The organism is Nonomuraea maheshkhaliensis (genome assembly GCF_039529435.1).
Classification (GTDB): Bacteria; Actinomycetota; Actinomycetes; order Streptosporangiales; family Streptosporangiaceae; genus Nonomuraea; species Nonomuraea maheshkhaliensis.
This window is the reverse complement of the sequence record NZ_BAAAMU010000012.1, coordinates 1-24,304: the sequence shown is the minus strand read 5'-3', so window position 1 is coordinate 24,304 and position 24,304 is coordinate 1. Positions and strand designations below refer to the sequence as shown.

Sequence of the window (24,304 nt, the reverse complement as noted above, 5' to 3'; positions counted from 1 at the left end):
CGGATCAGTCCTTTCTCGGGGGGGTCGTTCAGGCCGCTGACGCGGCGGGTGCCTGGTGGTAGACGGCGTGCCAGACCTCGTTGCGGATCCGCCCGAACTCGGGCGAGAGCCGCATCTCCTCGGTCCTCGGGTAGGGCAGGTCCACGTCGATGATCCGCTGGATGCGGCCGGGCCTGGCCGCCATCACGATCACCCGGCTGGCCAGGTAGACGGCCTCGTCCACGTCGTGGGTGATGAACATGACCGTGCGCTGGTCCTGGCTCCAGGTGTCGAGCAGCTGGTCCTGCAGCTGCACCCGGGTGAGCGCGTCCAGGGCGCCGAACGGCTCGTCCATGAGCAGCACCTGCGGGTTCACCGCGTACGCGCGGGCGATGGCGCAGCGCTGCTTCATCCCGCCGGACAGCGTCTTCGGCAGCGCGTCGGCGAAGTCGGACAGCCCGACCAGCTCGATCGCCCGCTTGGCCCGCCGCCTGCGCTCCTCGGCCGGCAGCTCCATGAGCTTCAGCCCGAACTCGACGTTCTTGCGCACGGTCAGCCATGGGAACAACGCGTACTGCTGGAAGATCACCCCCCGGTCCGGGCCGGGGCCGGTGACGGGCCTGCCGTCCACCAGCGTCTCGCCCGCGCTGGGCTCGACCAGCCCGGCTGCCATGCTCATCAGCGTGCTCTTACCGCACCCCGACGGGCCCACGACCGTGACGAACTCGCGGTCGGCGATGTCCAGCGACACGTGGTCCAGGGCCGTGAAGGTGCCGTCCTTCATCGGGTAGGTCTTGACCACGTCCCTGAACGAGATCTTGGCGTTCATCGTCGCTCCTGCCAGTCGGTGAGGCGGCGCTCGGCGAGCAGCAGCAGCCGGTCCATCAGCAGGCCGAGCACGCCGATGGCGATCAGGCCCACGAAGATCGTGGACAGGTCGTAGTAGAGCTGGGCCTGCTGCATCCGGAAGCCCAGGCCCTCCTGGGCCGCGATCAGCTCGGCGGCGACCAGCGTGCCCCAGGCCGAGCCGAGCCCGACCCGCATCCCGACCAGGATGAACGGCGTCGAGGCCGGCACCACGACCTTGAGGAAGATCGTGCGGTCGGACGCGCCGAGCACCCTGGCGGCGTTGATCAGCGTCCTGTCCACGTCCACCACGCCCTGGAACGTGGCCACGACGCTGGACAGGAACGACGCCAGGAAGATCACGAAGACCTTCGGCACCTCGCCGATGCCCATGAGCACGATGGCCAGCGGGATGATCGCCAGCGGCGGGATGGTGCGGAAGAACTGCACGTACGGCTCCAGCAGACCGCGCGCGGTGGCGTACCAGCCCATCAGGAAGCCGATCGGGACCGCCAGCAGCGTGCCGAGCAGGAAGCCGAGCAGCACCCTGCGCAGGCTGGCCAGGGCGTCGAGCGGGAGGGTGCCGTCCGAGAGCAGCTCGGCGGCCTTGCCCGCCACCTCCACCGGCCCCGGCAGGCCCTGCACGCCGATGCCGGCCAGCAGCGTCCAGACGGCCAGGCCGATGACGACCGCGATCAGGTTGAGCGCGACGGCGCGACGCGAGCGTCTGGGGCCGCGCCGCGCGACCGGGGCCGGCGACGACTTGCCCAGCGCGGTCAGCTGGGTCATGGGTGCCTCGTTTGCGTCATGGAGGGGACCTCCGCCAGGTCGGGCCCGGCCGGATAGCGGGAGAGCAAGGGGGATTCGTGCAGGACGAGGGCGATGCCGCCGAGAGCGCCGGCCACCTCGCCGAGCGTGGCGCGGCGCAGGCTCACGCGGTGCCGGGAGACCGGCATGACGTGGTCGTGCAGCGCCCGCTCTATCGGGCCGATCAGCGCGGGGCCGGTCTCCGTGAGCTCGCCGCCGATCACGATCACGCTGGGGCCGATGGCGTTGCAGACGGCGGCGAGCACCTCGCCGATCCTGGCGCCGACCCCGCTGAGCAGGGTCAGCGCGGCCGTCTCGCCCGCCCTGACGGCCTTGACCAGCTCGGGGATGTCCGCGGCCCGGCCGCCGGCGCCGCGGTAGGCGTCCAGCACGGCCCTGATCGACGCGACCGTCTCCAGGCAGCCGGTGCCGCCGCAGTCGCAGCGGGCGCCGCCAGGCTCGACCGTGATGTGGCCGAACTCGCCGGACAGCCCGTACGCGCCGCGGTGCAGCGATCCGCCGACCACCAGCCCGCCGCCGACGCCGTGGGACAGGCGCAGGTAGAGCACGTCCTGGCCGCCCGCGGCCGCGCCCCAGATGGCCTCGCCCAGCGCGGCCAGCCGGGTGTTGTTGTCGAGCAGCACGGGGACACCGAACCGCCGGCGCAGCAGCAGTTGCGCGGGATGCGGCGCGGGGTCCGGCTCGTCCTGCTCGTCCTGTTGGCCGTGCTCGCCGTGCTGTTCCCGGCGGTCCTCGACCTGGGCGCCGACCACGCCGACGCCGATCGCGGAGAGCGCGCCCAGCCGCAGCGCCCCCGAGCCGGCCCCGGTGAGCGAGCCGACCAGCCGCTCGGCCAGCGCGACCCGCTCCTCCCACGGCAGGTCGGCGTCGTGCGGCTCGCTGGCCGAGCCGACGATCTCGTGGGCCACGTTGACGGCCGCCACGTGCAGCCCGCGGCGGGCGAAGTCGATGCCGATGGCCTGCCCGGCGTCCGGGTTGAGGGTCAGCGTCTCGGCCGGCCTGCCGCGTCCGCGCGGCGCGTCCTGCGAGGTGGCGGTGACGACGGCGCCCTCGGCGACCAGCTCCGCGAGGATGTCGTAGAGGGTCGTGCGGGACAGCCCGCAGTGCTTGCCCAGCTCGCCCCGGCTGAGCGGGCCGTGCTTGCGCAGCAGCCCGAGCACGAGCTCTTCGTGCCCGCGCCGGAGTTGCGACAAGGGGCCATGGGGTTGTGCCATGACGCTGAGTCTGCCGACGCCCGAGCTTTTTCGTCAATAACCCGGAAAAAACATTTACATCTCGGGCGTGGGCGCTGTGAGCTGGGATGACGGGGAATCTAGGGCGGTTTGCGACGATCGTAACGTTCGCGTAACGGGAGCTCTGTGAGGCTCCGAGCCCGAGCGGCGCGTGGGCCGGGCTCGGGCTCGGGTGCGGTGGGATCAGTCGCGCTCGGGGACCGCCATCTCGCCCAGCTCGGACCAGCCGTCCTGGTCGAGGGTGGTGTTGACGATGCGGGGCGTCTCCGCGAGGTGCCGCGGCAGCGTCTGCTGGGCCTGCTTGAAGTGCGCCGACTGGACGTGCGCCGCCCCCGCCTCACCGTCCCTGAACGCCTCCACCAGCACGTATTCTGCCGGGTCGTCGAGGCTGCGCGACCAGTCGAACCACAGGCAGCCCGGCTCGGCGCGGGTCGCGGCGGTGAACTCGGCGGTGATCTCGGCCCAGCGCTCGGCGTATTCGGGCAGGGCGCGGAACTTCGCGGTGATGAAGATCATCGAATCGGCTCCCTTGATCGGCGGCGTTACCGGACGAGCCTAGCGACGGATAATTCTCTATATCTCATGTAGGAAATGTTGACTTTGTCGCGCGGGACTCGTAGCTTCGTACGCATGAGGACTCCGGTGTGCTGTCATGGGACGAATCGTTCGCCGGGCTGGACGCGCGGACGCGCGAGAGGCTGCAGGAGACCCTCGCCCGCGTCCGGCGGCACACCGGCTCAACCATCGCCTTCGTCGCGAGGGAACGGAAGGTGGGGGCCTGCCATGGCTGAGACGACACGCCGGTACGCGGCGCCGGACGCGCGCGAGGGCGACGTCCACTGGTACGACCTGCCGGACGACGAGGCGGAGGAGCTGTTCCCCGCCGTCGTGGAGAGTGCTGTCGTGGAGAGTGAGGAGGCGGCGCCCCGATGACCGTGGTCGCCCTGGTCGGCAACCCCCGCGAAGGCTCCAGGACCCTGACCGCGGCCACCGAGGCGGCCCGCGCCGTCGCCCTGCGCCTCACGACGGACAAGCCCGGTTCGCCGCTCGGCGCGTCCGGGAACGGCGCGTCCGGGAACGGGGCATCCGGGAACGGGGCGGCGGGCGGGCGGGTCCGCGGGGGCGGGGGGCCGCGGATCCGCACGCTGGACGGCCGTACGAGGTGGTGGATCTGTCGGCGCTCGGACCCCACCTGCTCGCCCCCGGCGCCCACCCCGGCGTCGAGGTGGCGCTGGAGCTGGTACGGGAGGCGAGCGTGCTCGTGGTGGCCAGCCCGACCTACAAGGGCACCTACACCGGCCTGCTCAAGTCGTTCCTCGACCGGCTGCCCCCGCAGGCGCTGGCGGGCACGGCGGCGCTGCCGCTGCTGGTCATGGGGGACGCCAAGCACGCCCTGGCGGTGGAGGTGCACCTGCGCCCGCTGCTGGTGGAGCTGGGCGCGAGCGTGCCCACGCCGGGCCTGGCGTTCCTGGAATCGGACTTTTCCCGGCTGGAAGAGACTGTGGCGGCCTGGGCCGACCGGATCGCGCCCCAGGTGCGGGCGATCAGCGCACTCAGGAACGTGGCCGCCGTTTCCCGGAGCGGCGCATAGTCGTCCGCGCGTTATTCGAGTAAGTGGCCGTAAATGGCGTGGTGAAAAATCGGTTTCTTTTCCCGATCTTCATTTCTAAACTCGAATTTCGTGGACACCCCAACTCTTCTCCAGCATTTCCGGACGCATGACGTTCCGCTGGTTCTGTCCAGGAGCGGCGAGCCGGTCTGGGACGACGCGGAGCTCCACCGGACTGCCCAGCTGAGCGACCCGGAGGGGTACGCGCTGCTCGCGCTGGTGCCCGGTGCGCTCCCGTGGCAGCGCGCCCGCGTGCTGCTGCGGACGCTGGCCGCCACGCAGGACGGCCTGGACGAGCGGACCCGCGCCACGCTGGCCAAGGTCACCAGGGCGCTCATGTTCGGCCTGCCGCCCGCGTACGCGCTCACCGCCCTGCTGGCGCTGCGGCGGCTGCGCGCCAACCACAAGCACGTCACCCGGGCCGTCGTCGCGTTCGTCCTGGAGCACCCGGAGGCGGACACGCTGATCGAGGCGCGCCGTCCCGCGCTGGTCGACTGCTTCGAGCACGCGCTCGGGAAGACGACCGCCCGCGCCTGCGCCCGCCTGATCGCCGAAGCCACCGAAACCGCCGAAGCTGCCGGAACCGCCCGAACCGCCCGAACCGCCGAAAACACGGAAACGGCCGGTGGCGACGGCGGCCGGTACCTGCGCAGGAGCCTGCTGCGCTTCACCGCCGACCCCGTGCTCGCGACCAAGCGGCTGCGCGCGCTCTACGCCCCCGGCACGTACGGCGTGCCGGCCCCGCAGGAGGCGCCCGCGCCGCTCGACCCGGTCAGGGAGTACCCGCCGATCGTCACCCCCACCAACCGGGGCGACATCGCCGCCACGCTGGTCCACCTCTACCAGGGAGGACCGGCCGCCGAGCTGCGCCCGGCCCTGGCCGGCTACGTGGCGGCGGCGACGCGCGGGCTGCCCGGGCTGGACGCGAGCGTGGCCATGGTGCTGGACACGTCCGGCTCCATGCGCGGGTACGGCGAGCGCGAGTGGGCCGTCATGTCGCAGGCCGTCGCGCTGCGGCTGGTGCTGGCCGAGATCTGCGACCGGTTCACGGTCGTCGAGACCGGCGGGAGCGAGCGGGCCCCGATGGGCTCGGCCGACCTGGCCGGCGGGCTGCTCGACGCGCTCGGCACCGGCCCCGACCTGGTGGTGATCGTCACCGACGGCTACGAGAACCACCTGCCGGGCGACCTGGCGCGGGTGGCGGCCACGCTGCCCCGCGCCGGCGTCACCACGCCCGTGGTGCGCTGCCTGGCGGCGTTCACCAGGGGGCACGACCTGACCCTGCGCGAACCCGCGCCCGGCCTGCCCGGGCAGGCGTTCTGGCACCAGGACGACTTCGCCGGGCTGCTGGCGTGGATGTTCGCCCACTGCGCGCCCGGCGTGGAATGGCTCCGCGCGACGATGCTCGGCCGACTGGAAGGAGGAAGGACATGACAAGCCTTGCCTCACTCCTGCCCGAGCCGCTCGACCTGGGCGGCTACCGGGCGGGTACCCCGCAGCGCGCGGGCGCGCTGACCATGGTGCCGGTCTACGGGCCGGCCCGTCCCGGCATCGTGCCGCCCCGCTCCGGGCTGAAGCTCAAGCGGGTCGTCGGCTACGGCCAGGTGGAGCTGTCGAACGGCGCCCGCGAGGGCGTGGCGATCGTGCCGCTGCACATCGGCTACATCCAGGACGCCGCCCAGAACCACGCCCTGTGCGCCTCGGCGCTGCTGGGCGCCGGGCAGACCAGGCGCTTCGACGACGCCTGCTGCGTCCAGGCCGCCCAGGGCGGCTACCTGGAGGGCCGCGACCAGTGGTTCTTCGTGCTGCCGGCCGAGCTGCGCGCCAGTGCGCTGGTGAAGCGCGGGCAGCACGACTACGCGAAACTGTGGGACGAGATCAGCGAGCTCAACCGCGCGTGCGGGCTGCCGGGAAGGGGCCACCTGGAGCAGATCCTGTCGCGCAGGCGGGCCACGCTGACGCAGTTCCAGAGCCGGCTGGAGCTGATGCCGGGGCAGCTCGGCGCGCTGTTCTTCGTCGGTGACCGGTTCGCGGGGCTGGAGCTGGCGCCCGACTCCGCCTACTTCGCCGAGGTGTGGACGGCTCTGGTGTGCTTCGCGTACGGAGTGGCGGCCTGGCGGGCCGAGCCCGAGCCGGAGGAGGCGCGGCCGTACGAGGCGGAGAGCCTGGCCGAGCTGCGCGCCGAGCTGGCGCGCGACCGGGCGGTGCGGCTGGCCGAGGTGGCGTCCTGGATGCCGGGGCCGGCCCGCGACGTGCGGATGGCCGAGGAGGAGCGCTATCTCGACCTGCGGCTGTCCACGCTCACCGCCGACGGGCTGGCCGGGCAGGTGGTCACCGAGCACGGGCGGCCGGTGTACGCCTCCGTCTTCGCCACAGCGTGAACCGGTGCCTTCGCCACAGCGTAAAACCGGTTGCGACGCTCGCGGGGGCGGCGTTGAATGATCAGTGCGGGAACTGCTCCGGGCGCGGCGGCAAAAACCCTCATTCCACGTAAGGGATGGTCGCATGGACGACTCTTCGTGTCGCCGAGGCGCCGGACACCTGTCCCGCACTTTTCAACTGCTTATACGCTGATATTTCTCGTTTTACAAGATCTTGTCAGCCAGGGTCGGTGATGTTACCTCTGTCGGGAGATGCGCGAAAGCTGCGCATCCCTGACACGCAGGAGGGAAAACGTGTCGACCAAGCCCTGGTTACGCAGCACACTCATCGTCGCCGCGCTCACAGCGTCGGCTTTACCCGTAGCGGGGGCGGCCCGGGGAGAACCCGGCGGGCAGGCCGCCGTCGTCCACGACTTCCAGGCGGAGAACCACGGCGTACCCGATGTGGACAACCGCCAGGGCCGGGTGCCGCCCCCGGCGGCGGCCAACCGGCGCGGCGCGGCCCCGGACGCGCGCATCACCTGGAACGCTCTCGGCACCCCCGCCGCCGTGGTCAGCGCGAAGCCGCTGGCCGAGGGGCTGGGCTCCGACCCCGTCCAGGCCGCCAAGACCTACTTGAAGGACAACGAGAGCATCTTCGGGCTGACGGCCGAGTCCGTGGACGCCCTGGAGACGGTCGCGGTCAACCCGATCGGGGCGGGCGCGGCCGTACTGCTGCGCCAGCGCTTCGGCGACCTGCCCGCCGGCGTGGACGGCCTCGTCGCCGTCGGCGTCTCCGGCGGCCAGATCAGGCACGTGACGTCCACGCTGTCACGCAGCACGGAAGCGCCTCCGGCCGCCGCGATCACCGCGGAGCGGGCCATGGAGATCGCGGCCGCCGACGGCGGCATCGACCTGGCCACGGCGATCACCAAGCAGGCCACCCCGGTGGCGGTGCCGGCGCCCGACGGCGTGCACAACGCGTTCCAGGTGGTCCTGATCGGCGGCGCGCAGGGCGCCGAGGCGGGGTACACGACGCACGTGGACGCGGTCAGCGGCGCGATCCTGACCCGGGAGAACCTGGTCGACCACTTCGACCCGGAGAACCCGCACTGGGAGGCGTTCCCGTCCAACCCGCGCGACGACTACAGCTCGAAGGACACCCGCCAGACCTGGTGCTACGCGCCCGGCCCCGGCTGCGACTACGTCAGCGGCGGCGACCCGGGCACGGGCAAGGCGTGGGACGTGGACCACGCCACGAACGAGCCGACGAACACCAGCCTCGGCAACGCGGCCAAGACCTTCGAGAACCGGGCGAACGGCGACCCGTTCTCGGTCGGCACCCGCTCCAACGTGGCCACCCCGAGCAGGAACTACGCCTACCCGTGGAAGAACGCCTGGTACAAGGCCAAGTGTGACCCGGCGGAGCTCGACCGGCCCGGCGAGAACGACCTTGAGGCCGCCATCGCCAACCTCAACGCCATGCACAACCGCATGCACGACTGGTCCTACCGGCTCGGCTTCACCGAGACCGCCTGGAACATGCAGGTGGACAACGGCACGCGCGGCGGGCTCGGCAACGACCCCGAGCAGGGCAACGCCCAGGCGGGCGCGCGGGTGCTGTCCGTGCGCGACAACGCCAACCAGATCACCGGCCCCGACGGGGTCGCGCCGATCACGAACATGTACCTGTGGCAGCCGATCGCCGGCTCCTTCTACGCGCCGTGCGTGGACGGCGACTACGACATGTCGGTCATCGGGCACGAGTACACGCACGCCATCTCGGGCCGCATGATCGGCGGGCCCAACGCCGGCTGGAGCGGCACCCAGCCCGGGGCCATGAACGAGAGCACCTCCGACCTGTTCGCCACGGAGTACCTCTACGAGTACGGCTTCCGCCCCTCGGGCCAGACCCCGTACGTCACCGGCGGCTACGTCACCGGCGACAAGGGGCGCGGCATCAGGAACTACGACATGTCGAAGTCGCCGCTCAACTACAGCGACCTGGCCTACGACATCGTCGGCACCCAGCCGCACGCGGACGGCGAGATCTGGTCGGCCACGCAGTTCGACGTGCGCGCGGCCTTCGTCAAGCGGTACGGCCAGGGCTCGGCCAAGCAGCAGAAGGCGTGCGCGGACGGCCGGACTCCGGTCGAGAAGTGCCCGGGCAACCGGCGCTGGGCGCAGCTCTCGTTCGACGCGCTGCTGCTCATGGCGACCGGCGCGGTCAGCTACGTCGACCACCGTGACGCGCTGCTGGCGGCCGACGCGATCCGTTTCGGCGGCGCGAACCAGGACATCATGTGGCGCGCGTTCGCCGAGCACGGCCTGGGCGAGGGCGCGGCGAGCAACGGCGCGAACGACGCCGACGCGACGCCGAGCTTCGTCAACCCGGCGGGCAGGAACGGCTCGCTGCAGCTCAAGCCCCTGGGCGAGGCGAAGGACGCGGCGCTGCGGCTGTACGTGGGCGACTACGAGGGCCGCGTGGTCCCCGTGGCCGACACCGACCCGGCCACCCCGCTCGGTGACACGGTCGAGATGACCCCCGGCCAGTACGACTTCGTCGTCGTCGGCGCCGGCTTCGGCCACAAGCGGCTGAAGTACGCGGTCCTCCCGGGCGTGAAGCTGCCGCTGCCGCTCCCGCTGACCCGCAACCACGCCTCGGCGGCGAACGGGGCGGCGGCGACGGGCGACGGCGTCAACCAGGCCAGGCTGATCGACGACACCGAGGCCACGAACTGGGCCTCGCTCACCGGCGCGCCGGCGGGCAAGTCGGTCGTGGTGGACCTGGCCGGCGACAGTCCGGTCAAGATCCGCCGGGTGCAGGTCAGCGCCCTGCTCCGGCCGAACGTCGGCGACCCGGCCGACCCGGGCGCGCAGAACCGCTTCTCCAGCCTGCGCTCGTTCGAGGTGCTGGCCTGCAGCGCGAACTGCGCCGACCCGGCCAGTTTCCGGAAGATCCACACCAGCCGGACGAACGCGTTCGACGCCTCCCTGCCCAGGCCGAGGGGCGCCGACATGCTGATCAAGTCGTTCGACGTCAAGGACACGAACGCCACGCACCTGATGCTGCGCGCGCTCAGCACGCAGTGCACCGGCAACTCGCTCTACGCCGGTGAGCAGGACGCCGACCCGAACTCCGCGACGGACTGCGCCACGGCCAGCCCGCAGCGGGACCAGGTCAGGGCGGCCGAGTTCCAGGCCTTCTCCCACTGATCCGCTCCGCGGTACGGCCCGCGTCCCGAACCGGGGCGCGGGCCCTCTTTTGCGGTTGATAGTTAGAAGTCTTACTATCTGAGGGCAAGCTAGTCAGGCATCGAACTATCGACGGGAAGAGGCATGCGTACTCTGATCAGAAACGTCCGGGTCTTCGACGGAGAGCGGACCGTGACCGGCGCCGACGTCCTGGTCGACGGCGACCGCATCGCGGAGCCGGACGCGCCGGTGCCGGCGGACGTGAAGGTGGACGCGGAGGTGGACGGCACGGGCAAGACGCTGCTGCCCGGCCTGATCGACGCCCACGCGCACGCCTTCGACGGCGACCTGGCCGAGGCGCTGAAATTCGGCGTCACGACCGAGCTGGACATGAACAACCTGCCGCCCACCCTGGCCGTGCAGCGCCGCCTGGCCGCAGAGCGCGACGACGTGGCCGACCTGCGCAGCTCCGGCATGGTCGCGACCGCGCCAGGCGGGCACCCGACCCAGATCATGACCGAGGACGTGCTGCGCGCCTTCGGCGGCGACACCGGTCTCGACACGGTCGCCGACGCCGACCAGGCCAAGGCGTTCGTGGCGGCGCGGGTGGACGAGGGCGCCGACTACCTGAAGATCGCCGTGGACGACGGGGCGGTCTCCGGCATGCGGCTGCCGGTCATCAGCCCCGAGCTGGCCGCCGTGCTGGTGGAGGCCGGGCACTCCGCCGGGCTCAAGGTCATCGCCCACACCGTGACGGCCAGGGAGGCGCTGATCGCGCTGGACGCCGGCGTGGACGGGCTGGCGCATCTCTACACGGACGTGGACGAGGAGGGCGCCGAGGACATGGCGGCCAGGGTCGCCGCGTACGACGTGTTCGTGGCCAGCACGATCACCTACATCGAGGCCGTCTCAGGCGACCCCTACGGAGCCGAGCTGCTGCGTGACCCGCGCGTCGCGGCGCGGATGTCGGAGCGGTCGAAGGCCACCTTCAGCCGGGAGTTCACCGGCATCCCCATGCACGCGCGGGGCGTCGTCAACGCCTCGCACGCGGCGTCCGCGCTGCTGCGGGCGGGCGTGCCGCTCCTCGCCGGAACGGACGCGACGCCGTTCGGGCCCGTGCACGGGGCGGGTCTGCACCACGAACTGCTCATGCTCACCGAGGCCGGGCTGACGCCCGAGCAGGCGCTGAGCGCGGCGACCAGCCTCACGGCGCGCTGCTTCGGCCTGTCCGACCGGGGCCGGATCGCGCCGGGGCTCCGGGCCGACCTGCTGCTCGTGGACGGCGACCCGACCACCGACATCGCGGCGACCAGGGCCATCGCGGACGTGTGGCGGGCCGGCGTACGCCAGTCGCACGGGTGATCGGGGCGGCGGTGGCTCTGGCGATGGTGGCCGGGGCGATGGTGGCCGGGGCGATGGGGGCGGCGATGGGGGCGGCGGCCGGGGTGCGTGCGGCACTCTGGGGGCATGGACCTGATGGCGTGCGCGCGGGCGGCGTTCGGGTGGGATGACGGCGTCGTGGTGTCCGAGGGGCGGCGGGGCGCGCTGGGCCAGGTCTGGCGGGTGGAGACGGGGACGGCGTCGTACGCGCTGAAGGAGATCTTCGGCGAGCCGCCGGCGGAGGCGCTGGTCGCGGCCGAACTCGCCTTCACCGGGCGGGCGGCGGCGCACGGGGTGCGGCTCCCGGCGAGCCACCCGAGCCGCGACGGCCGCCACCTGGTCGAGACGCCTGGTGGGACGTGGCTGCGGCTGTACGACTGGATCGACCTGAGCCCGCTCGACCCGGCGGCCCCGGCCAGCCCGGAGGACCTGGGAGCGCTGTTCGCCCGGCTGCACCGCTGCGCACCCGCCGTCACCACCGAACCCGACGGCCAGGCCCCCGACCCCTGGTACCACCGCCCGCCCGCCGCCGGCGCGTGGGGGCGGGGGGAGGCGGGCGAGGCCGGCGCCGCTGAACGGGCGCTCGCCCTCAGCACGGCGGATGTTCCGTGGGGTGATCGGCTGCGGGAGCTGCTGGCCGTGGTGCCCGAGTTGAGTGCCGTGGCCGTCCCGCCCGAGCCGGCCGCTCTGATCCTCTGCCATCGCGACCTGCACCCGGAGAACGTCCTGGCCGGCCCAGGCGGCGCGCTCGTGGTCGTGGACTGGGACCGCCTCGGCCCCGCCGAGCCGGGGCGGGAACTGGCCATGGCCCTGTTCGACTGGTTCTGCGACCCGGCGCCCGACCTGGACGCCATGCGCCGCATGTACCGGGGCTACCTGCGGGAGGGCGGGCCCGGCCGGATCGCCGGCCCGGCCGACTTCTCCATGCTCGTCGCCTCCCGGCTGAACTTCCTGCTGCTCCAGACGCGCATCGCGATCGACCCGGATGCCGAGCCCCGGCACCGCGCGTGGGCGGAGCGCGAGATCGACGAGGCGCTGCGCATCATGCCGGCCCCCGCCCAGCTGGCCGCCGTGCTGGAGGCGCTGGAACAGGGCCGGGGCCCGGCGGACGACCGCCGGGCCCGGGGGCTCGCCTGACCTGGGATCACGCCCGATAAGTCGGGCCGAGAGGATCCGGCCGAGAGGATCCGGCCGAGAGGATCCGGCCGAGAGGATCCGGCCCAGAAGATCCGGCGCAGAAGATCCGGCGCAGAAGATCGGGCGCCGTGGGTCAGGGCCAGGAGATCACGCTCAGTAGATGCGGTGCTTGCTGCCGCAGTGGTCGAACTTGCCGCCCCAGCAGGTGAAGGTGTAGACCTTCTTGATCCCCTTGCCGTTCCAGCTGCCGACGGTCTTGCCGTCCCAGGACCGGTTGAACTTGTGCCAGCCGCCGTTCTGGTAGAACTCGAACCAGATCCAGCCCTTCTTGCCACCGCGCTTCTCCACGCCGTACCACTTCGTGTAGACCTTGCCGTGCGACTTCCAGGTCTTGCCGAAGGTGTAGGCCTTGCGGTCGCTGGAGAAGTACTTGCCCCAGTTGCCGAAGTCCGCGGTGCTGCTGACGGTGGCCGTCGCGGAGCCGGTGGCGGCGCTGGTGCTCGCCTGGGCGGTGGCCGGGCCGAGGGCGAGGCCGGTGAGGGCCGTCGAGCCCGCTATGGCGGCGATCGCGAAGAGCTTACGCATGTGGATGTCCTCCCCTGTCGGTGCTGCCGGGTGGTCCGGCAAACAGGACAGTACGGAGATCCGCGCCGCCCAACCGCGGAGGAATCCACACACCAAGAGTGACCGCCGACACACCTCGCCGCTCGACCGGCCACCGCGCGACCGGCCGCGTCGTACGGGTCGGTTCAGGCGGGTGGCAGGCGCTACGCTGCGGTGTAGGTCGTTTGCCGGTCGTTCCCCTGAGGAGAGGACGCAGCGGATGCCCCACGCGGCCAGGCCCACGGTCACGCTGCACGACGTGGCCGCGGCGGCGGGCGTCTCGGTCGCCACCGCGTCCCGGGTCCTCGGCGGCAGCGCCAGGAAGGTCGCCCCTGAGTTCCAGGCCCGCGTGCTGGCCGCGGCGGCGGCCCTGCGCTACACGGTGGACGTCTCGGCCAGGGCGATGCGCCGGGCCAGCGACTCGATCGCGCTCGTCGCCGACGATCTCACGACCCCGAGCATGGGCCTGGTGGTGGCGGCGATGGAACGTGAGGCCCGTACCGAGGGGGCATTTGTCACGGTGTCGTCCACGATGGGCGATCCGGAGCGCCAGTCGGAGACCGTCCGCGTGCTGAGGTCGCTGCGCCCGCGCGCCCTCGTGCTCACCTCCAACCGGCTGCTGGCCGCCGCGGCGGAGGACCGGCTGGTGAAGGAGCTGCTCGCGTACGAACGGGAGGGCGGCCGGGTCACGGTCGTCGGCGAGACGGACCTGACGTTCGACACGATCGCCTTCGACAACGCCGGTGCCGCCCGCGCGATGGGTGCCTTCGTCGGGCGCGCCGGGCACCGGCGGGTGGCGATCTTCGTGGGCGCGGGTGACCGGCGGAACATGAGCGACCGCGCGGCCGGATTCGTGGCGGGCCTGCGCGCGGAAGGCGTCCGTGAGAGCGACATCGAGCTCGTGCCCTGCCGGGCCGGCAGGGACGGCGGGTTCGCCGCCGCGCGCGAGCTGGCCGAGGCGGGAATGGACGGCAGGCAGGCGGTGCTCGCCGGCAACGACGCCATCGCGATCGGCGCGATGTCGGCCTTCCGCGCGGCCGGTCTCAGCGTGCCCGGGGACGTCTCGGTGACGGGGATCGACGACATCCCGCTCGCCTCCGACGTGACGCCGCGGCTGACGACGGTGGCGCTGCCGCTGGCGCGGGCGGGGGCCGAGGCGATCCGGTTCGCGGTGGGGGAGCGGGGGCCGGCCAGGCGGCTGGTCCTGGAGGGACGGCTGATCGTCAGGGACAGCGTCCGGCCCCGTCCGTGACGCGGGTGTCTTGACGCTCCAGGTCATGGGCGGGCAAACTGCGGAATACGTTTTCCCGTGGCGTACGGAAGAGGTGCGGCCCGACCGGCGGACGCCGGAGCAGGCCGGTCACGTCGTTCGTCCCCGAGCGCCGAGCCGAGATCGACGGCGCCCGGCCCCCACCGAATCGCGAAGGAACACATGCCTGAACGCACGTACCGGGCCGCCATCATCGGCACCGGCGGGATCGCCCACGCGCACGCCAAAGCCGTGCTGGCCTCGGCCGAGCGGACCTTGGACAGCGGGACCTCAGACGGCCGGGCCTCGGACGACGGCACTTCGGCTGGCGGGGCCTCGAACGGCGGCGCCTCGCGTGGCCGGGCCGAGCTGGTCGCCGTGGCCGACGTGGACGCCGGGCGGGCGCGCGAGTTCGCCGCCACGTACGGCATCCCGCACGCCTACGCGAGCGCCGAGGAGCTGCTGCGCGAGGAGCGGCTGGACGTCGCGCACCTGTGCACCCCGCCCCAGCAGCACGCCCCGCTGGCCCTGGCCTGCCTGGAGGCCGGGGTGACGGCGCTGGTGGAGAAGCCGCCCACGCTGTCGCTCGCCGAGTTCGACACCCTGATCGAGGCGGAGCGGCGCTCGGCCGGGCACGTCGCGACCGTCCTGCAGCACCGCTTCGGCGCCGGCGCCGTCCGGCTGCGGCGGCTGGCGCGGGCCGGCGAGCTGGGCCGCCCGCTGCTGGCCACGTGCCTGACCCAGTGGTACCGCGACGACGACTACTACGCCGTCCCGTGGCGCGGCACGTGGGAGTCGGAAGGCGGCGGGCCCACGATGGGCCACGGGATCCACCAGTTCGACCTGCTGCTGTCGGTGCTCGGCCCCTGGCGCGAGGTCACCGCCGTGGCCGCCCGCCAGGCCCGCCCGGTGGACACCGAGGACGTGTCGATGGCGCTGGTGACGTTCGAGAGTGGCGCGACGGCGACGGTGGTGAACTCCGTCCTGTCCCCGAGACAGACCTCCGAGCTGCGCTTCGACTTCGAACGCGCCACGGTCGAGGTCGAGCACCTGTACGGCTACACCGACGACGACTGGACCGTCACCCCCGCCCCCGGCCACGACGGCGTGAGCTCCCTGTGGAAGGCCGACCCAGGCAGCGGGTCCAGCGGCCACGGCGACTGGTTCACGGCCGTGCTCGACGCGCTCGACCAGGGTCAGGCGCCGCCGGTCACGGCCGCCGACGCCCGCAGGACCATGGAGTTCATCGCCGCCCTGTACGCCTCCGCCTTCACCGGCGAACGCGTACGGGCCGGTCAGATCACCGCAGACAGCCCGTTCGCCCACCGCATGGACGGCACGGGCGCCCCCTGGAGGACCACGTGACGTTGCGGGCCACCCACGAGCTCGGCCGGTCGGTCGCCGTCAGCGCCGGCGCCACCGAGCTGTTCACCTACGTCTATCGCCCGGACACGCCGGTGCTGGAGTCGCCCAAGCCGTACCTGCACCCGATCCGCACCCGTGGCGGCGCGCTCGTGTCGCTCTACCGGCCGCACGACCACGTCTGGCACAAGGGCATCGCCTGGTCGCTGCCGCACGTGGGCGAGCACAACTTCTGGGGCGGGCCCACGTACACCGACGGCCGGTACGTCCAGCGCGACAACAACGGCAGTGCCGTCCACCGCGAGATGACCACGCTGGCGGCCACCGGCGACCGGGTCGAGCTCGGCCACACGCTCGACTGGACCGCGCAGAGCGGCGATCCGGTCATCGAGGAGCGGCGCTCGCTCGCCGTCACCCTGATCGACGAGGCGACCTGGGCGCTGGTCTTCGAGACGGCCATGACGAACGTGTCCGGCGCCACGATCGACTTCGGCTCGCCGACCACCAAGGGCAGGGAGAACGCCGGCTACGGCGGCCTGTTCTGGCGCGGCCCCCGCTCGTTCACCGACGGCGTCATCCAGTCGCCCGACGGGGCGGGCGGCGACGAGCTGCGCGGGCGGCGCGCCGAGTGGTTCGGCTTCCGCGGCCGGCACGACGAGAGCGGCGGCCACTCCACCGTCGTCATGGTGGACGACGCGGCCAATCCGCGGCATCCGCCGCAGTGGTTCGCCCGCACCGAGAACTTCGCCTGCCTCAACCCCGCGCCGTTCTTCAGCGAGGAGGTGCCGCTGGCTGACGGGGAGACGCTCGGCTTCCGGTACGCGGTCGTCATCGCCGACGGGGACCGGGGCGAGGCGGGCACGGCCCTGCTGGCGGAACACGGAAGGAACGCGTTGCGATGACGTCCCCCGGCGCCGCCCACGGGAGCACCTCCTCCCCAGAAGCGTCCAGCCATGGGGCCTTTCCCGGCGGCACGTCGATCAGCCGGCTGACGGTCTATTCAGGCTGGGCGTGCGCCGACGGGCTGGAAGGCGGCACCCCGCACCTGCACACGGCCTCGACGGAGGCGTACGTGGTGATCGCGGGCCACGGCGCGCTGCAGACGCTGGACGCGCACGGCCTCAGGGAGACCGCGCTGAGCGCGGGCTCGACCGTGTGGTTCACGCCCGGCACCATCCACCGGGCCGTCAACCACGGCGGCCTGGAGGTGGTGGTCGTCATGTCGAACGCCGGCCTGCCCGAGGCCGGCGACGCGGTCATGACGTTCCCGCCCGAGATCGTGGCGGACCCGGAGCGCTACCGCGAGGCCGCGACCCTGCCCGCCGACGGCGTCGAGGAGGCGGTACGGCGGCGCAGGGACCTGGCCGTGGAGGGCTTCCACCGCCTCACCGAGGGCGGTCCGGAGGCGCTGCGCACGTTCTACGACAGCGCGATCGCCCTGGTCAGGCCCAAGGCCGCGGCCTGGCGGAAGATCTGGGAGAGCACGGTCGCGGCGGAGACCGGCCGCACGGCCGCGGTCCTGGACGCGCTGGAGCGCGGCGACGGCGCGCACCTCATGGAGTCGGCGCTGATGGAGAGCCCGCCGGACGAGCGGTGGGGGATGTGCGGCAACCTGCGCGCCCACGACGTCGCCCACCCCATCGTGCACACGCCGTCTCGTTGACGGACGAGACCACCGCAACCGGAGGCGAACCGCTGACGGCGGTGACAAGATGACCGCCATGGAAGAGCCGCCGCCTCCCACAACCCCGGCGTCTCCCACAGCGCCGGTAGTCGCGGCGACCCTGCATGACGTCGCCAGGGAGGCGGGCGTCTCCATCGCCACCGCCTCCCGCGCACTCAACGGCAGCGCACGCAACGTCAGAGCGGAGAACGTCGCCCGGGTGCGTGCGGCCGCCGCCAAGCTCGACTACGAGCCGCACCTGTCGGCCCAGGCCATCGCCAAGGGCTCGACCAGGACCGTCGCACTGGTGGTCCGCGACGTCGCCGACCCCTACTTCTCCTCCATCGCGTCCGGCGTCACCCAGGCCGCGACGGAGGCCGGCCTCATCGTCACCATGGCGGTGGCCGACGGCTCGCCGGAACGCGAGCTGGAGATCGTCAGAACCCTGCGCGGTCAGCGCCCGCGCATCATCATCGTCACCGGCAGCCGCATCGAGGGGACCGCCACCAGGGACACGCTCATCGAGGAGCTGAGCCAGTACCGTACGGCAGGCGGGCGGGTGGTGCTGATCAGCCAGCGGGACCTGCCGTTCGGCACCGTCACCATCGACGACCGCGGCGGCTCGGCCGCGCTCGCCCGCGCGCTGCTCGCCCGCGGCTACCGCCGCTTCGCCGTCTTCCACGCCGCGCCGTCGCTGCGCACGTCCCGTGACCGGCACGAGGGCTTCCTGTCCGGCCTGTACGGGTCCGGCACGCCCGCGCCGCTGGCGTTCGAGACCGGCTTCACCCGCGACGGCGGTTACGAGGCGGCGCGGCGGCTGGTGGAGCGGGGGGCCGGGGACGTGGAGGCGGTGTTCGCGGTCAACGACGTGATGGCGGTGGGGGCGCTGGCCGCCTTTCGCGAGGCCGGCGTGCTCCCGGGACGGGACATCGGGGTGGCCGGCTTCGACGACATCGGCCCGGCGGTGGACGTCGTGCCGGCGCTCACGTCGGTGGCCGTGCCGCTGCGGGAGGCCGGCCTGAACGCGATGCGCCTGGCCCTGTCGGACGACACGACCGCCCACGTCCCCCTCCCGGCCCAGGTGACCCTCCGCGCCAGCACACCCCAGAAGCCCGCGCCATAACCGGATGCACGGCACCGCATCCACCGGGCATGATCGCCCCCATGCGCTACGAAGCACTGATCGACGAGGCGCTGACCACGCCGTTCGAAGGCTGGGACTTCTCGGTCTTCGGCGACCGCGTCACCTACGACGGCACCCTGCCATGGGACTACGAGGGCCTGGTCCACGACCATCTCGCCCGCTCCTCCGCCCTGCTCGACCTGGGAACGGGAGGCGGCGAGTTCCTGTCCTCCCTGACCCCGCTCCCACCCCGCACCGCGGCAACGGAGGCCCACCCGCCCAACCTCCCTCTCGCCCGCACCTGCCTGGAGCCCCTGGGAGTAGAGGTAGCCGAGGACACCCGCGCGTTCCCCGACGCCTCCTTCGACCTGATCATCAACCGGCACGAGTCGTACGACCCCCACGAACTGCACCGCCTCCTGACCCCAGGCGGCACGTTCCTCACCCAGCAGGTCGGGGGCCGCGACCTGGAGGAGATCAACACAGCCCTCGCCGCCCCACCCCACGAGGACCGCTCCTGGAACCTCGACCAGGCCGCCACCGACCTGAACGTCACATGGAGCCGGAAGGGCACGTTCACCACGACGTTCCACGACATCGGCGTCCTCGTCCTGTTCCTGCGCGTCATCCCCTGGCAGGTGCCCGACTTCGACATCCACACGTACGAGCCCAGACTCCGCGCCCTGCACGAGTCCATGCGACACGGCCACCCCCTCCAAGCCACAGCCCACCGCTTCGCCCTGCTGGCCACCCGCTGACGGCTCACGTACTCGTAAGATCAACGCCGCACGTGCTGACGGCGCGGGCGGCCACGGGCGAGACGCAGCGGAGATCCGCGGCGAAAGCCACAAGGTAGGAGCGAGGGGAGACCGTGGTGGCTGCAGTGACTCGGCCGAAGGTCGACAGCATCCTGCGTGGTCACCCGATCGGAAACGTGCTCGTCCGGCGGCGGCCCGCCCCTGCCGGAACGGTGGAGATCGGTCATCTGCGGATCGAGGCGGACGCGGTCGGGGACGCCTTCTGGGTCGTGGACGGTCAGCAACGCGGCACCAGTCTGGTAGGTGCTTTGACGGCCGGCGACGATACCGTGGACCCTCGTTTCCGCGTCTATTTCGACTTGGCTCGCGAGGTTTTCATCTCGCTGCCGGAGCAGGGCAGCGGATTGCGCAACCTGGTGGGACGCGAGCTCGGCCGGTCGAGCCCGCACGACTTCCAGGTTCTCCTGTACCTCGGGGAGGACCTGCCGGGAAACGTCCGGGTGGTGCTGGAATCCGACACTCCGGTGATCCCGGAGTCGGCCGTCGAGCCGCATGATGACGGTCTGGGGATGGTGCGGTTCTCCCTGGCCGGAGTGCAGGCGGAGTTCTCCATGCGGTGGGAGGGCAAAGGCCTGGTCCTGCCGATGTCGGGGCAAGGCGGCGACTGGATCGTCAAGCTCCCCGACCGGCGCTTTCCCGAGGTTCCCGCGAACGAGCACGCGATCTTGACCTGGGCCAAGCTCGTCGGGATCGACGTGCCGGAGATCCGGCTCATCGAAGGAACGCATCTCACCGGGTTGCCCGACGGCCTGGTTCGTCCCGATGAGATGGTGTTCGCGGTGCGGCGCTTCGACCGGCTCGCCGGAGGCCGGGTGCATCAGGAGGATTTCGCGCAGGTCAGAGAGGTAGCCGTCGCGTCGCCCGGCGCGCCCATCTCGAAGCCGACCAGGTGACCGAGGTGGTCCGTGACACCGTGGCGGCGATGGCCGACACCTGGCCACAGGTCAGGGCGGAGCCGACCATCCCCTCCTTCGTGGCCGCGCACGTCGAGCAGCGGCTGAGGTCGCTTCCCCTGATCTCTGACGTACGCGGTCACTGAGCACGGCCGACACCAGCCGCACGCTTCGACTTTTTCCGAAGTGAGGTGTTCGGCCCTTACCCTCCCCGGAGGAGAGCCGGGAGGTATGTTGAGCGGATTTCAGCCGGAAGACCTGGGACGGATCACCGCGCGGGCCGAGGAGATGCTGGCTCACGTCGAGCAGCTCAAGGACGAGCTGGACGTGGTCGTCGGACGGGGTGAGGCGGCGGACGGGCAGGTGCGGGTGACGGCCGGGGCCTCGGGGCGGCTCATCGACGTCGTACTCTCGCCGCGCGTCCTGAGCATGGACAGCCGGAAGCTGGCCGAGGCGGTGTTGCGGGCGGCGCAGGAGGCTCAGGACGAGGTGGCCGGGAAGGTGGACGAGATCATGGCCGGTGGGTCCCCGGGACCTGGGAGCGTGGTGGACGACGAGGCGCGCTTCGCCGCCATGCTGGAGTCCTTCGAGGCGTCGATGGCCGAGCGGCTCCCGAACGCCGAGCGGTTTCCGAAGGCCGATGACCAGCGCCGAGACGAGCGCTGAGCCGGATATTTCTAGGTTATTTGAAGGAACATCGGGACCCGGGTGACCCGCCCTAGTGTGTCCGCGGACGCGTATACGCATGGGATCTCGCGGGATGTGAATCGGTGGCCTTTCGGTGGCGGAGCGCGGCGGGGCGGCGGGCGGCGGGGATCGTCGCGGGCGTGCTGACGGCCGTGCTGGTCGGAGCCGGCCTGTTCCTGGGCACGGGCGTCTCCAGCGCGCGCCCCAAGCTCGCCGACGTCGGCGCGTGGCTGGCCAGCGCGCTCAACGGCGAGGTGGTGCACGCCAACGGCCTGTCCGGGCAGGTGGACGGCCGGGTGGACCTGGCCTCCGCCGGCGGTCAGGCGCTCACGGTGGTGCAGGACGGCGACAACGTGCTCGTCGTCGACGAGTCCACCGGCAAGGTCAGCCGCATCGACCCCACTCAGCTGGAGGTGGCGCAGACCGGCACGATCGGCGCGGGCGGCATGCAGATCGTGATGGGCGCGGGCAAGGCGTACGGGATCGACCCGCGCGGCGGCACCGTGCAGCAGCTCGACCCGCTGACCGTGGACACGATCGGCGCCCCCATCACGCTCAAGCCGCCGCTCGGGCAGGCGGGCATCGACAAGAGCGGCACGCTCTGGGTGCCCGTGCCGGAGGAGGGCACGCTCGTCCAGGTGGCCGGCGCGCAGAAGGGCAAGGCGGTCACGGTCGGCGAGCCCGGCGACCCGCTCACGCTGACGATCGCGAACGGCGTCCCCCTGGTCACCAACTCCGCCGCCGCCAGCGCCGTGGTGATCGGCGCGACCGGCACCCGGCTGCAGGTGAGCCTGCCCAGCACGGTCACCGAGGCCGGCAGTGCGGGGCTGCGGGTGCCCGCCGTGGCCGAGAGCCAGGTGGTGCCGCTCCTGGCGCCCAAGCAGGGCGCGCTCGTCCTCGTCGACACCGCCAGTGGCGCGCTGACGACGGTCTCGGTGAAGGGCGGCAAGCTCGGCGCGCCGCAGGCGCTCGGGCGGCGCGTCTACATCGCCGACGAGAGCACGGGCAAGCTCATCGTGTACGACACCGTGGCCAAACGGTTCGAGGCCGACAAGGTGGTCACGGGGAAGGCGGGGCCGCTGGAGGTGTTCGTCAAGGACGGGCTGCTCTGGGTCAACGACCAGTTCAGCGAGACCGCCCTGGTCATCGAGCAGGACGGCAGGGGGCACCGGGTCGGCAAGTACGACGAGGCGCTCGGCCAGAAGGACAGCCCGACGCCGCTGCCCGTGCCCACCAGCGTGCCCACGGTGGTGCGGCCCACGGTGGTGCGGCCCACGACCGTGCCGACCCGCACGACCAGGCAGCCGACCTCCGTGCCGACGTCCGCACCCACACAGACATCCGTACCCACACAGACGAGGACCGCCGCGCCGACCGTCACCGTCACCGCGACCCCGACCCAGACGCCCACCCAGAGCCCCACGCCCACGCGGACGCCCACCCCGACCCCGACGGTCACCCCCGACCCGCCGGGCACGGTCACCGCGAACTCCGGGCCCGGCTGGATGGAGATCGTCTTCACGCCGTCGGGCAAGGGCGACGTCACCGGCTACACGCTCAAGGGCGCGCCCGGCGGGGCCGACGTCAGCCCGAACCGGGTCCGGGCCGACGGCCCGTTCCAGTTCCGGGTGACGGGAGGCAGCTGCGGCCAGGAGTACACGTTCCGCGTAGCCGCCCAGTACGCCGGTGGCGAGGTGGAATCGGCCCCCTCCATCCCGGTACGTCCCTGCGTTGCCCCCGGCAGCCCGGCCGGCTTCGCCGCCAAGGGCAAGAACCACGGCGCCGACCTCACCTGGTCGCCGCCCGAGAACGCCAAGGACGGCGTCACGTACCTCCTGGACGGCCCCGGCACCCACCCCACCGCCCCCGACGGGACGAGCGCGGAGGTGACGGGCCTGAAGAACGGCCAGTCCTACACCTGGACGCTGCGCGCCAAGAACGAGGCCGGCGAGAGCCAGGACCGCGCGGAGGCCACCGCCGAGCTGCGCCCGCCGTCCGCCCAGTTCAGGAACGCCAACAACGACCACCGCGACACGCTCATCCGCTCGGGGCCGAGCGCGGGCGCCGAGGTGGGCCGGATCCCGAAGGGCGCGTACATCACGATGACCGTGCTCTGCCAGCAGAAGGGCGCCAGCTTCACCGACACCGACACGGGCATGAGCAGCGACGTCTGGAACAAGGTCGAGTCCGCCAACGGCAACGGCTGGCTCAACGACGTGCTCATGGACACCCCGAAGGGGGGCTTCCCCGCGGCCCCGCTCTGGGAGTGTGAGTGATCACCAGGGCGGGCTGGGGCCTGGCGGCCTTCTCGGTGCTCGTGTACGCGGCGGGGGCACCGTTCGGGTACGCCCAGGCGGCGGTGCTGGCCGTGGCCGGGCTCGCCGCAGTGGGGGCCGGCGCGCTGTGGACGCTCATGGGGGCGTCGCTGGAGGTGCGGCGCGAGGTGACGCCCGTGAAGGTGACGCGCGGGGAGCCGGCCATCGCCGTGCTGCACGTGCGCAACGCCGGCCGGTGGCGGCGCTCGGGGCTGGTCGCCAGGGACACGTGCCGGGACACGACCGTGACCGTCGAGGTGCCCGCGCTGGCCGGGAACACGGCGCGGACGGTGTCGTACCGGCTGCCCACGCGCCGCAGGGGGGAGACGCCGGTGGGGCCGCTGCTGCTGGACCGGGGCGATCCGTTCGGGCTCGCGCGCCGCTCGGTCGCGTACGGGCGGGCCGACCTGCTCCTCGTCCGGCCCCGCACCGTCCCGCTGCCGCCGCTGCACGCGGGGCGGCAGCGGCACCTCGACGGGCTGGCGTCGCGCTCGGCGCCGGCCGGGACGAGCAGCTTCAACGGGCTGCGCGAGTACGTCATCGGCGACGACCTGCGTCACGTCCACTGGCGGTCCACCGCCAGGACCGGGATTCTCATGGTCAAGGAGCTGACCGACGTCAACCTGCCGGCCACCGTCACCGTCCTCGACACCCGGACCTCGTCGTACGAGGGCGACGACGAGTTCGAGCTGGCCGTCGACGTGGCGGCGTCGGCGGCCTGCGCGGTGACGCGTGACCGGTTCCCGGTGCGGGTGTTCACCGGGGCCGGGGAGCTGGTGCACGTCAGGGGCGGGACGGGGGAGGATGAGGAGGTGCTCGACCGGCTGGCGCTGGTGGAGCTTTCCGACGCGGCCGAGCCGCCCGCCCGGGCGCTCAGGCAGGCGGGGGCGGGCGGGGCGCTGGTGCTGGTCAGCGGCACGTACGCGGCTGGGGCGGGGGAGGCGGCGGTGCGGCGGGGGTCCGACCAGGTGCTGTCCGTCCGGGTGGGGGCGGCGTCGCCGGGCGGGGTGCCGCGGGCGGCGGCG

The 24,304-nt window shown here is 72.5% G+C and carries 23 protein-coding genes; 18 read left to right on the top strand and 5 right to left on the bottom strand.

Features of this window, described 5'->3' with window-relative positions:
• Nucleotides 1–28: 28 nt before the first annotated feature.
• The 4 genes from ABFX54_RS10715 to ABFX54_RS10700 all read right to left on the bottom strand — a co-directional run bounded on the left by ABFX54_RS10715 (nucleotide 29) and on the right by ABFX54_RS10700 (nucleotide 3,401).
• On the bottom strand, nucleotides 29–808 hold the full coding sequence (locus tag ABFX54_RS10715) for an ABC transporter ATP-binding protein (RefSeq protein WP_346103710.1): 780 nt from the start codon (nucleotides 806–808) through the stop codon (nucleotides 29–31).
• Complete coding sequence (locus ABFX54_RS10710; RefSeq protein WP_346103708.1) at nucleotides 805–1,614, bottom strand: ABC transporter permease; 810 nt, start codon at nucleotides 1,612–1,614, stop codon at nucleotides 805–807. The genes ABFX54_RS10715 and ABFX54_RS10710 overlap by 4 nt, the downstream gene beginning before the upstream one ends.
• Nucleotides 1,611–2,867 (bottom strand): ROK family protein, encoded by a 1,257-nt coding sequence (locus tag ABFX54_RS10705; RefSeq protein WP_346103706.1) that lies wholly within the window; start codon nucleotides 2,865–2,867, stop codon nucleotides 1,611–1,613. The genes ABFX54_RS10710 and ABFX54_RS10705 overlap by 4 nt, the downstream gene beginning before the upstream one ends.
• A 201-nt stretch (nucleotides 2,868–3,068) precedes the next feature.
• On the bottom strand, nucleotides 3,069–3,401 hold the full coding sequence (locus tag ABFX54_RS10700; RefSeq protein ID WP_346103704.1) for a putative quinol monooxygenase: 333 nt from the start codon (nucleotides 3,399–3,401) through the stop codon (nucleotides 3,069–3,071).
• Nucleotides 3,402–3,668: 267 nt separating this feature from the next.
• On the opposite strand from ABFX54_RS10700, the gene ABFX54_RS10695 reads away from it, so the two are divergent.
• The 7 genes from ABFX54_RS10695 to ABFX54_RS10665 all read left to right on the top strand — a co-directional run bounded on the left by ABFX54_RS10695 (nucleotide 3,669) and on the right by ABFX54_RS10665 (nucleotide 12,566).
• A complete protein-coding gene (locus ABFX54_RS10695) occupies nucleotides 3,669–3,818 on the top strand; it encodes a hypothetical protein (RefSeq protein WP_346103702.1) in 150 nt (49 codons plus the stop codon).
• Nucleotides 3,819–4,050: 232 nt separating this feature from the next.
• Nucleotides 4,051–4,476: an NADPH-dependent FMN reductase gene (locus ABFX54_RS10690; RefSeq protein WP_346103700.1), complete on the top strand. Its 426-nt coding sequence runs from the start codon at nucleotides 4,051–4,053 to the stop codon at nucleotides 4,474–4,476.
• Between the two features lie 90 nt (nucleotides 4,477–4,566).
• Complete coding sequence (locus tag ABFX54_RS10685; RefSeq protein ID WP_346103698.1) at nucleotides 4,567–5,928, top strand: vWA domain-containing protein; 1,362 nt, start codon at nucleotides 4,567–4,569, stop codon at nucleotides 5,926–5,928.
• The gene (locus ABFX54_RS10680) at nucleotides 5,925–6,875 is read left to right on the top strand and encodes an ARPP-1 family domain-containing protein (protein WP_346103696.1); all 951 of its coding nucleotides are present in this window, start codon (nucleotides 5,925–5,927) and stop codon (nucleotides 6,873–6,875) included. The genes ABFX54_RS10685 and ABFX54_RS10680 overlap by 4 nt, the downstream gene beginning before the upstream one ends.
• Before the next feature lie 294 nt (nucleotides 6,876–7,169).
• On the top strand, nucleotides 7,170–10,070 hold the full coding sequence (locus ABFX54_RS10675) for a M36 family metallopeptidase (RefSeq protein WP_346103694.1): 2,901 nt from the start codon (nucleotides 7,170–7,172) through the stop codon (nucleotides 10,068–10,070).
• A 123-nt stretch (nucleotides 10,071–10,193) separates the two neighbouring features.
• Complete coding sequence (locus tag ABFX54_RS10670; RefSeq protein WP_346103692.1) at nucleotides 10,194–11,411, top strand: amidohydrolase family protein; 1,218 nt, start codon at nucleotides 10,194–10,196, stop codon at nucleotides 11,409–11,411.
• A 105-nt stretch (nucleotides 11,412–11,516) separates the two neighbouring features.
• Nucleotides 11,517–12,566 (top strand): phosphotransferase enzyme family protein, encoded by a 1,050-nt coding sequence (locus tag ABFX54_RS10665; protein WP_346103690.1) that lies wholly within the window; start codon nucleotides 11,517–11,519, stop codon nucleotides 12,564–12,566.
• Between the two features lie 153 nt (nucleotides 12,567–12,719).
• On the opposite strand, the gene ABFX54_RS10660 is transcribed toward ABFX54_RS10665, so the two are convergent.
• A complete protein-coding gene (locus ABFX54_RS10660) occupies nucleotides 12,720–13,151 on the bottom strand; it encodes a hypothetical protein (protein WP_346103688.1) in 432 nt (143 codons plus the stop codon).
• A gap of 238 nt (nucleotides 13,152–13,389) precedes the next feature.
• On the opposite strand from ABFX54_RS10660, the gene ABFX54_RS10655 reads away from it, so the two are divergent.
• The 11 genes from ABFX54_RS10655 to ABFX54_RS10605 all read left to right on the top strand — a co-directional run.
• Entirely contained in the window at nucleotides 13,390–14,421 is a 1,032-nt protein-coding gene (locus tag ABFX54_RS10655) for a LacI family DNA-binding transcriptional regulator (RefSeq protein ID WP_346103686.1), read from the top strand.
• Between the two features lie 180 nt (nucleotides 14,422–14,601).
• Nucleotides 14,602–15,783 (top strand): Gfo/Idh/MocA family protein, encoded by a 1,182-nt coding sequence (locus ABFX54_RS10650; RefSeq protein ID WP_346103684.1) that lies wholly within the window; start codon nucleotides 14,602–14,604, stop codon nucleotides 15,781–15,783.
• Entirely contained in the window at nucleotides 15,780–16,682 is a 903-nt protein-coding gene (locus ABFX54_RS10645) for a DUF6807 domain-containing protein (protein WP_346103682.1), read from the top strand. The genes ABFX54_RS10650 and ABFX54_RS10645 overlap by 4 nt, the downstream gene beginning before the upstream one ends.
• The gene (locus tag ABFX54_RS10640; RefSeq protein WP_346103680.1) at nucleotides 16,679–17,443 is read left to right on the top strand and encodes a cupin domain-containing protein; all 765 of its coding nucleotides are present in this window, start codon (nucleotides 16,679–16,681) and stop codon (nucleotides 17,441–17,443) included. Before ABFX54_RS10645 ends, ABFX54_RS10640 begins: the two co-directional genes overlap by 4 nt.
• A 49-nt stretch (nucleotides 17,444–17,492) precedes the next feature.
• Entirely contained in the window at nucleotides 17,493–18,566 is a 1,074-nt protein-coding gene (locus ABFX54_RS10635) for a LacI family DNA-binding transcriptional regulator (protein ID WP_346103678.1), read from the top strand.
• 41 nt (nucleotides 18,567–18,607) lie between these two features.
• Nucleotides 18,608–19,324 (top strand): class I SAM-dependent methyltransferase, encoded by a 717-nt coding sequence (locus tag ABFX54_RS10630; protein WP_346103676.1) that lies wholly within the window; start codon nucleotides 18,608–18,610, stop codon nucleotides 19,322–19,324.
• A 176-nt stretch (nucleotides 19,325–19,500) separates the two neighbouring features.
• Nucleotides 19,501–20,277, top strand: a complete 777-nt coding sequence (locus tag ABFX54_RS10625; RefSeq protein WP_346103674.1) for a type II toxin-antitoxin system HipA family toxin — start codon at nucleotides 19,501–19,503, stop codon at nucleotides 20,275–20,277.
• A gap of 5 nt (nucleotides 20,278–20,282) precedes the next feature.
• Nucleotides 20,283–20,423 carry a hypothetical protein gene (locus ABFX54_RS10620; protein WP_346103673.1) on the top strand — a complete coding sequence of 47 codons (141 nt, stop codon included), beginning with the start codon at nucleotides 20,283–20,285 and terminating at the stop codon, nucleotides 20,421–20,423.
• An 85-nt stretch (nucleotides 20,424–20,508) separates the two neighbouring features.
• Nucleotides 20,509–20,943 carry a YbaB/EbfC family nucleoid-associated protein gene (locus ABFX54_RS10615; RefSeq protein WP_346103671.1) on the top strand — a complete coding sequence of 145 codons (435 nt, stop codon included), beginning with the start codon at nucleotides 20,509–20,511 and terminating at the stop codon, nucleotides 20,941–20,943.
• 104 nt (nucleotides 20,944–21,047) lie between these two features.
• Nucleotides 21,048–23,240: an NHL repeat-containing protein gene (locus ABFX54_RS10610; protein ID WP_346103669.1), complete on the top strand. Its 2,193-nt coding sequence runs from the start codon at nucleotides 21,048–21,050 to the stop codon at nucleotides 23,238–23,240.
• On the top strand, nucleotides 23,237–24,304 hold a 1,068-nt coding region (locus tag ABFX54_RS10605), incomplete at its 3' end, for a DUF58 domain-containing protein (RefSeq protein ID WP_346103667.1). The genes ABFX54_RS10610 and ABFX54_RS10605, both read left to right, overlap by 4 nt.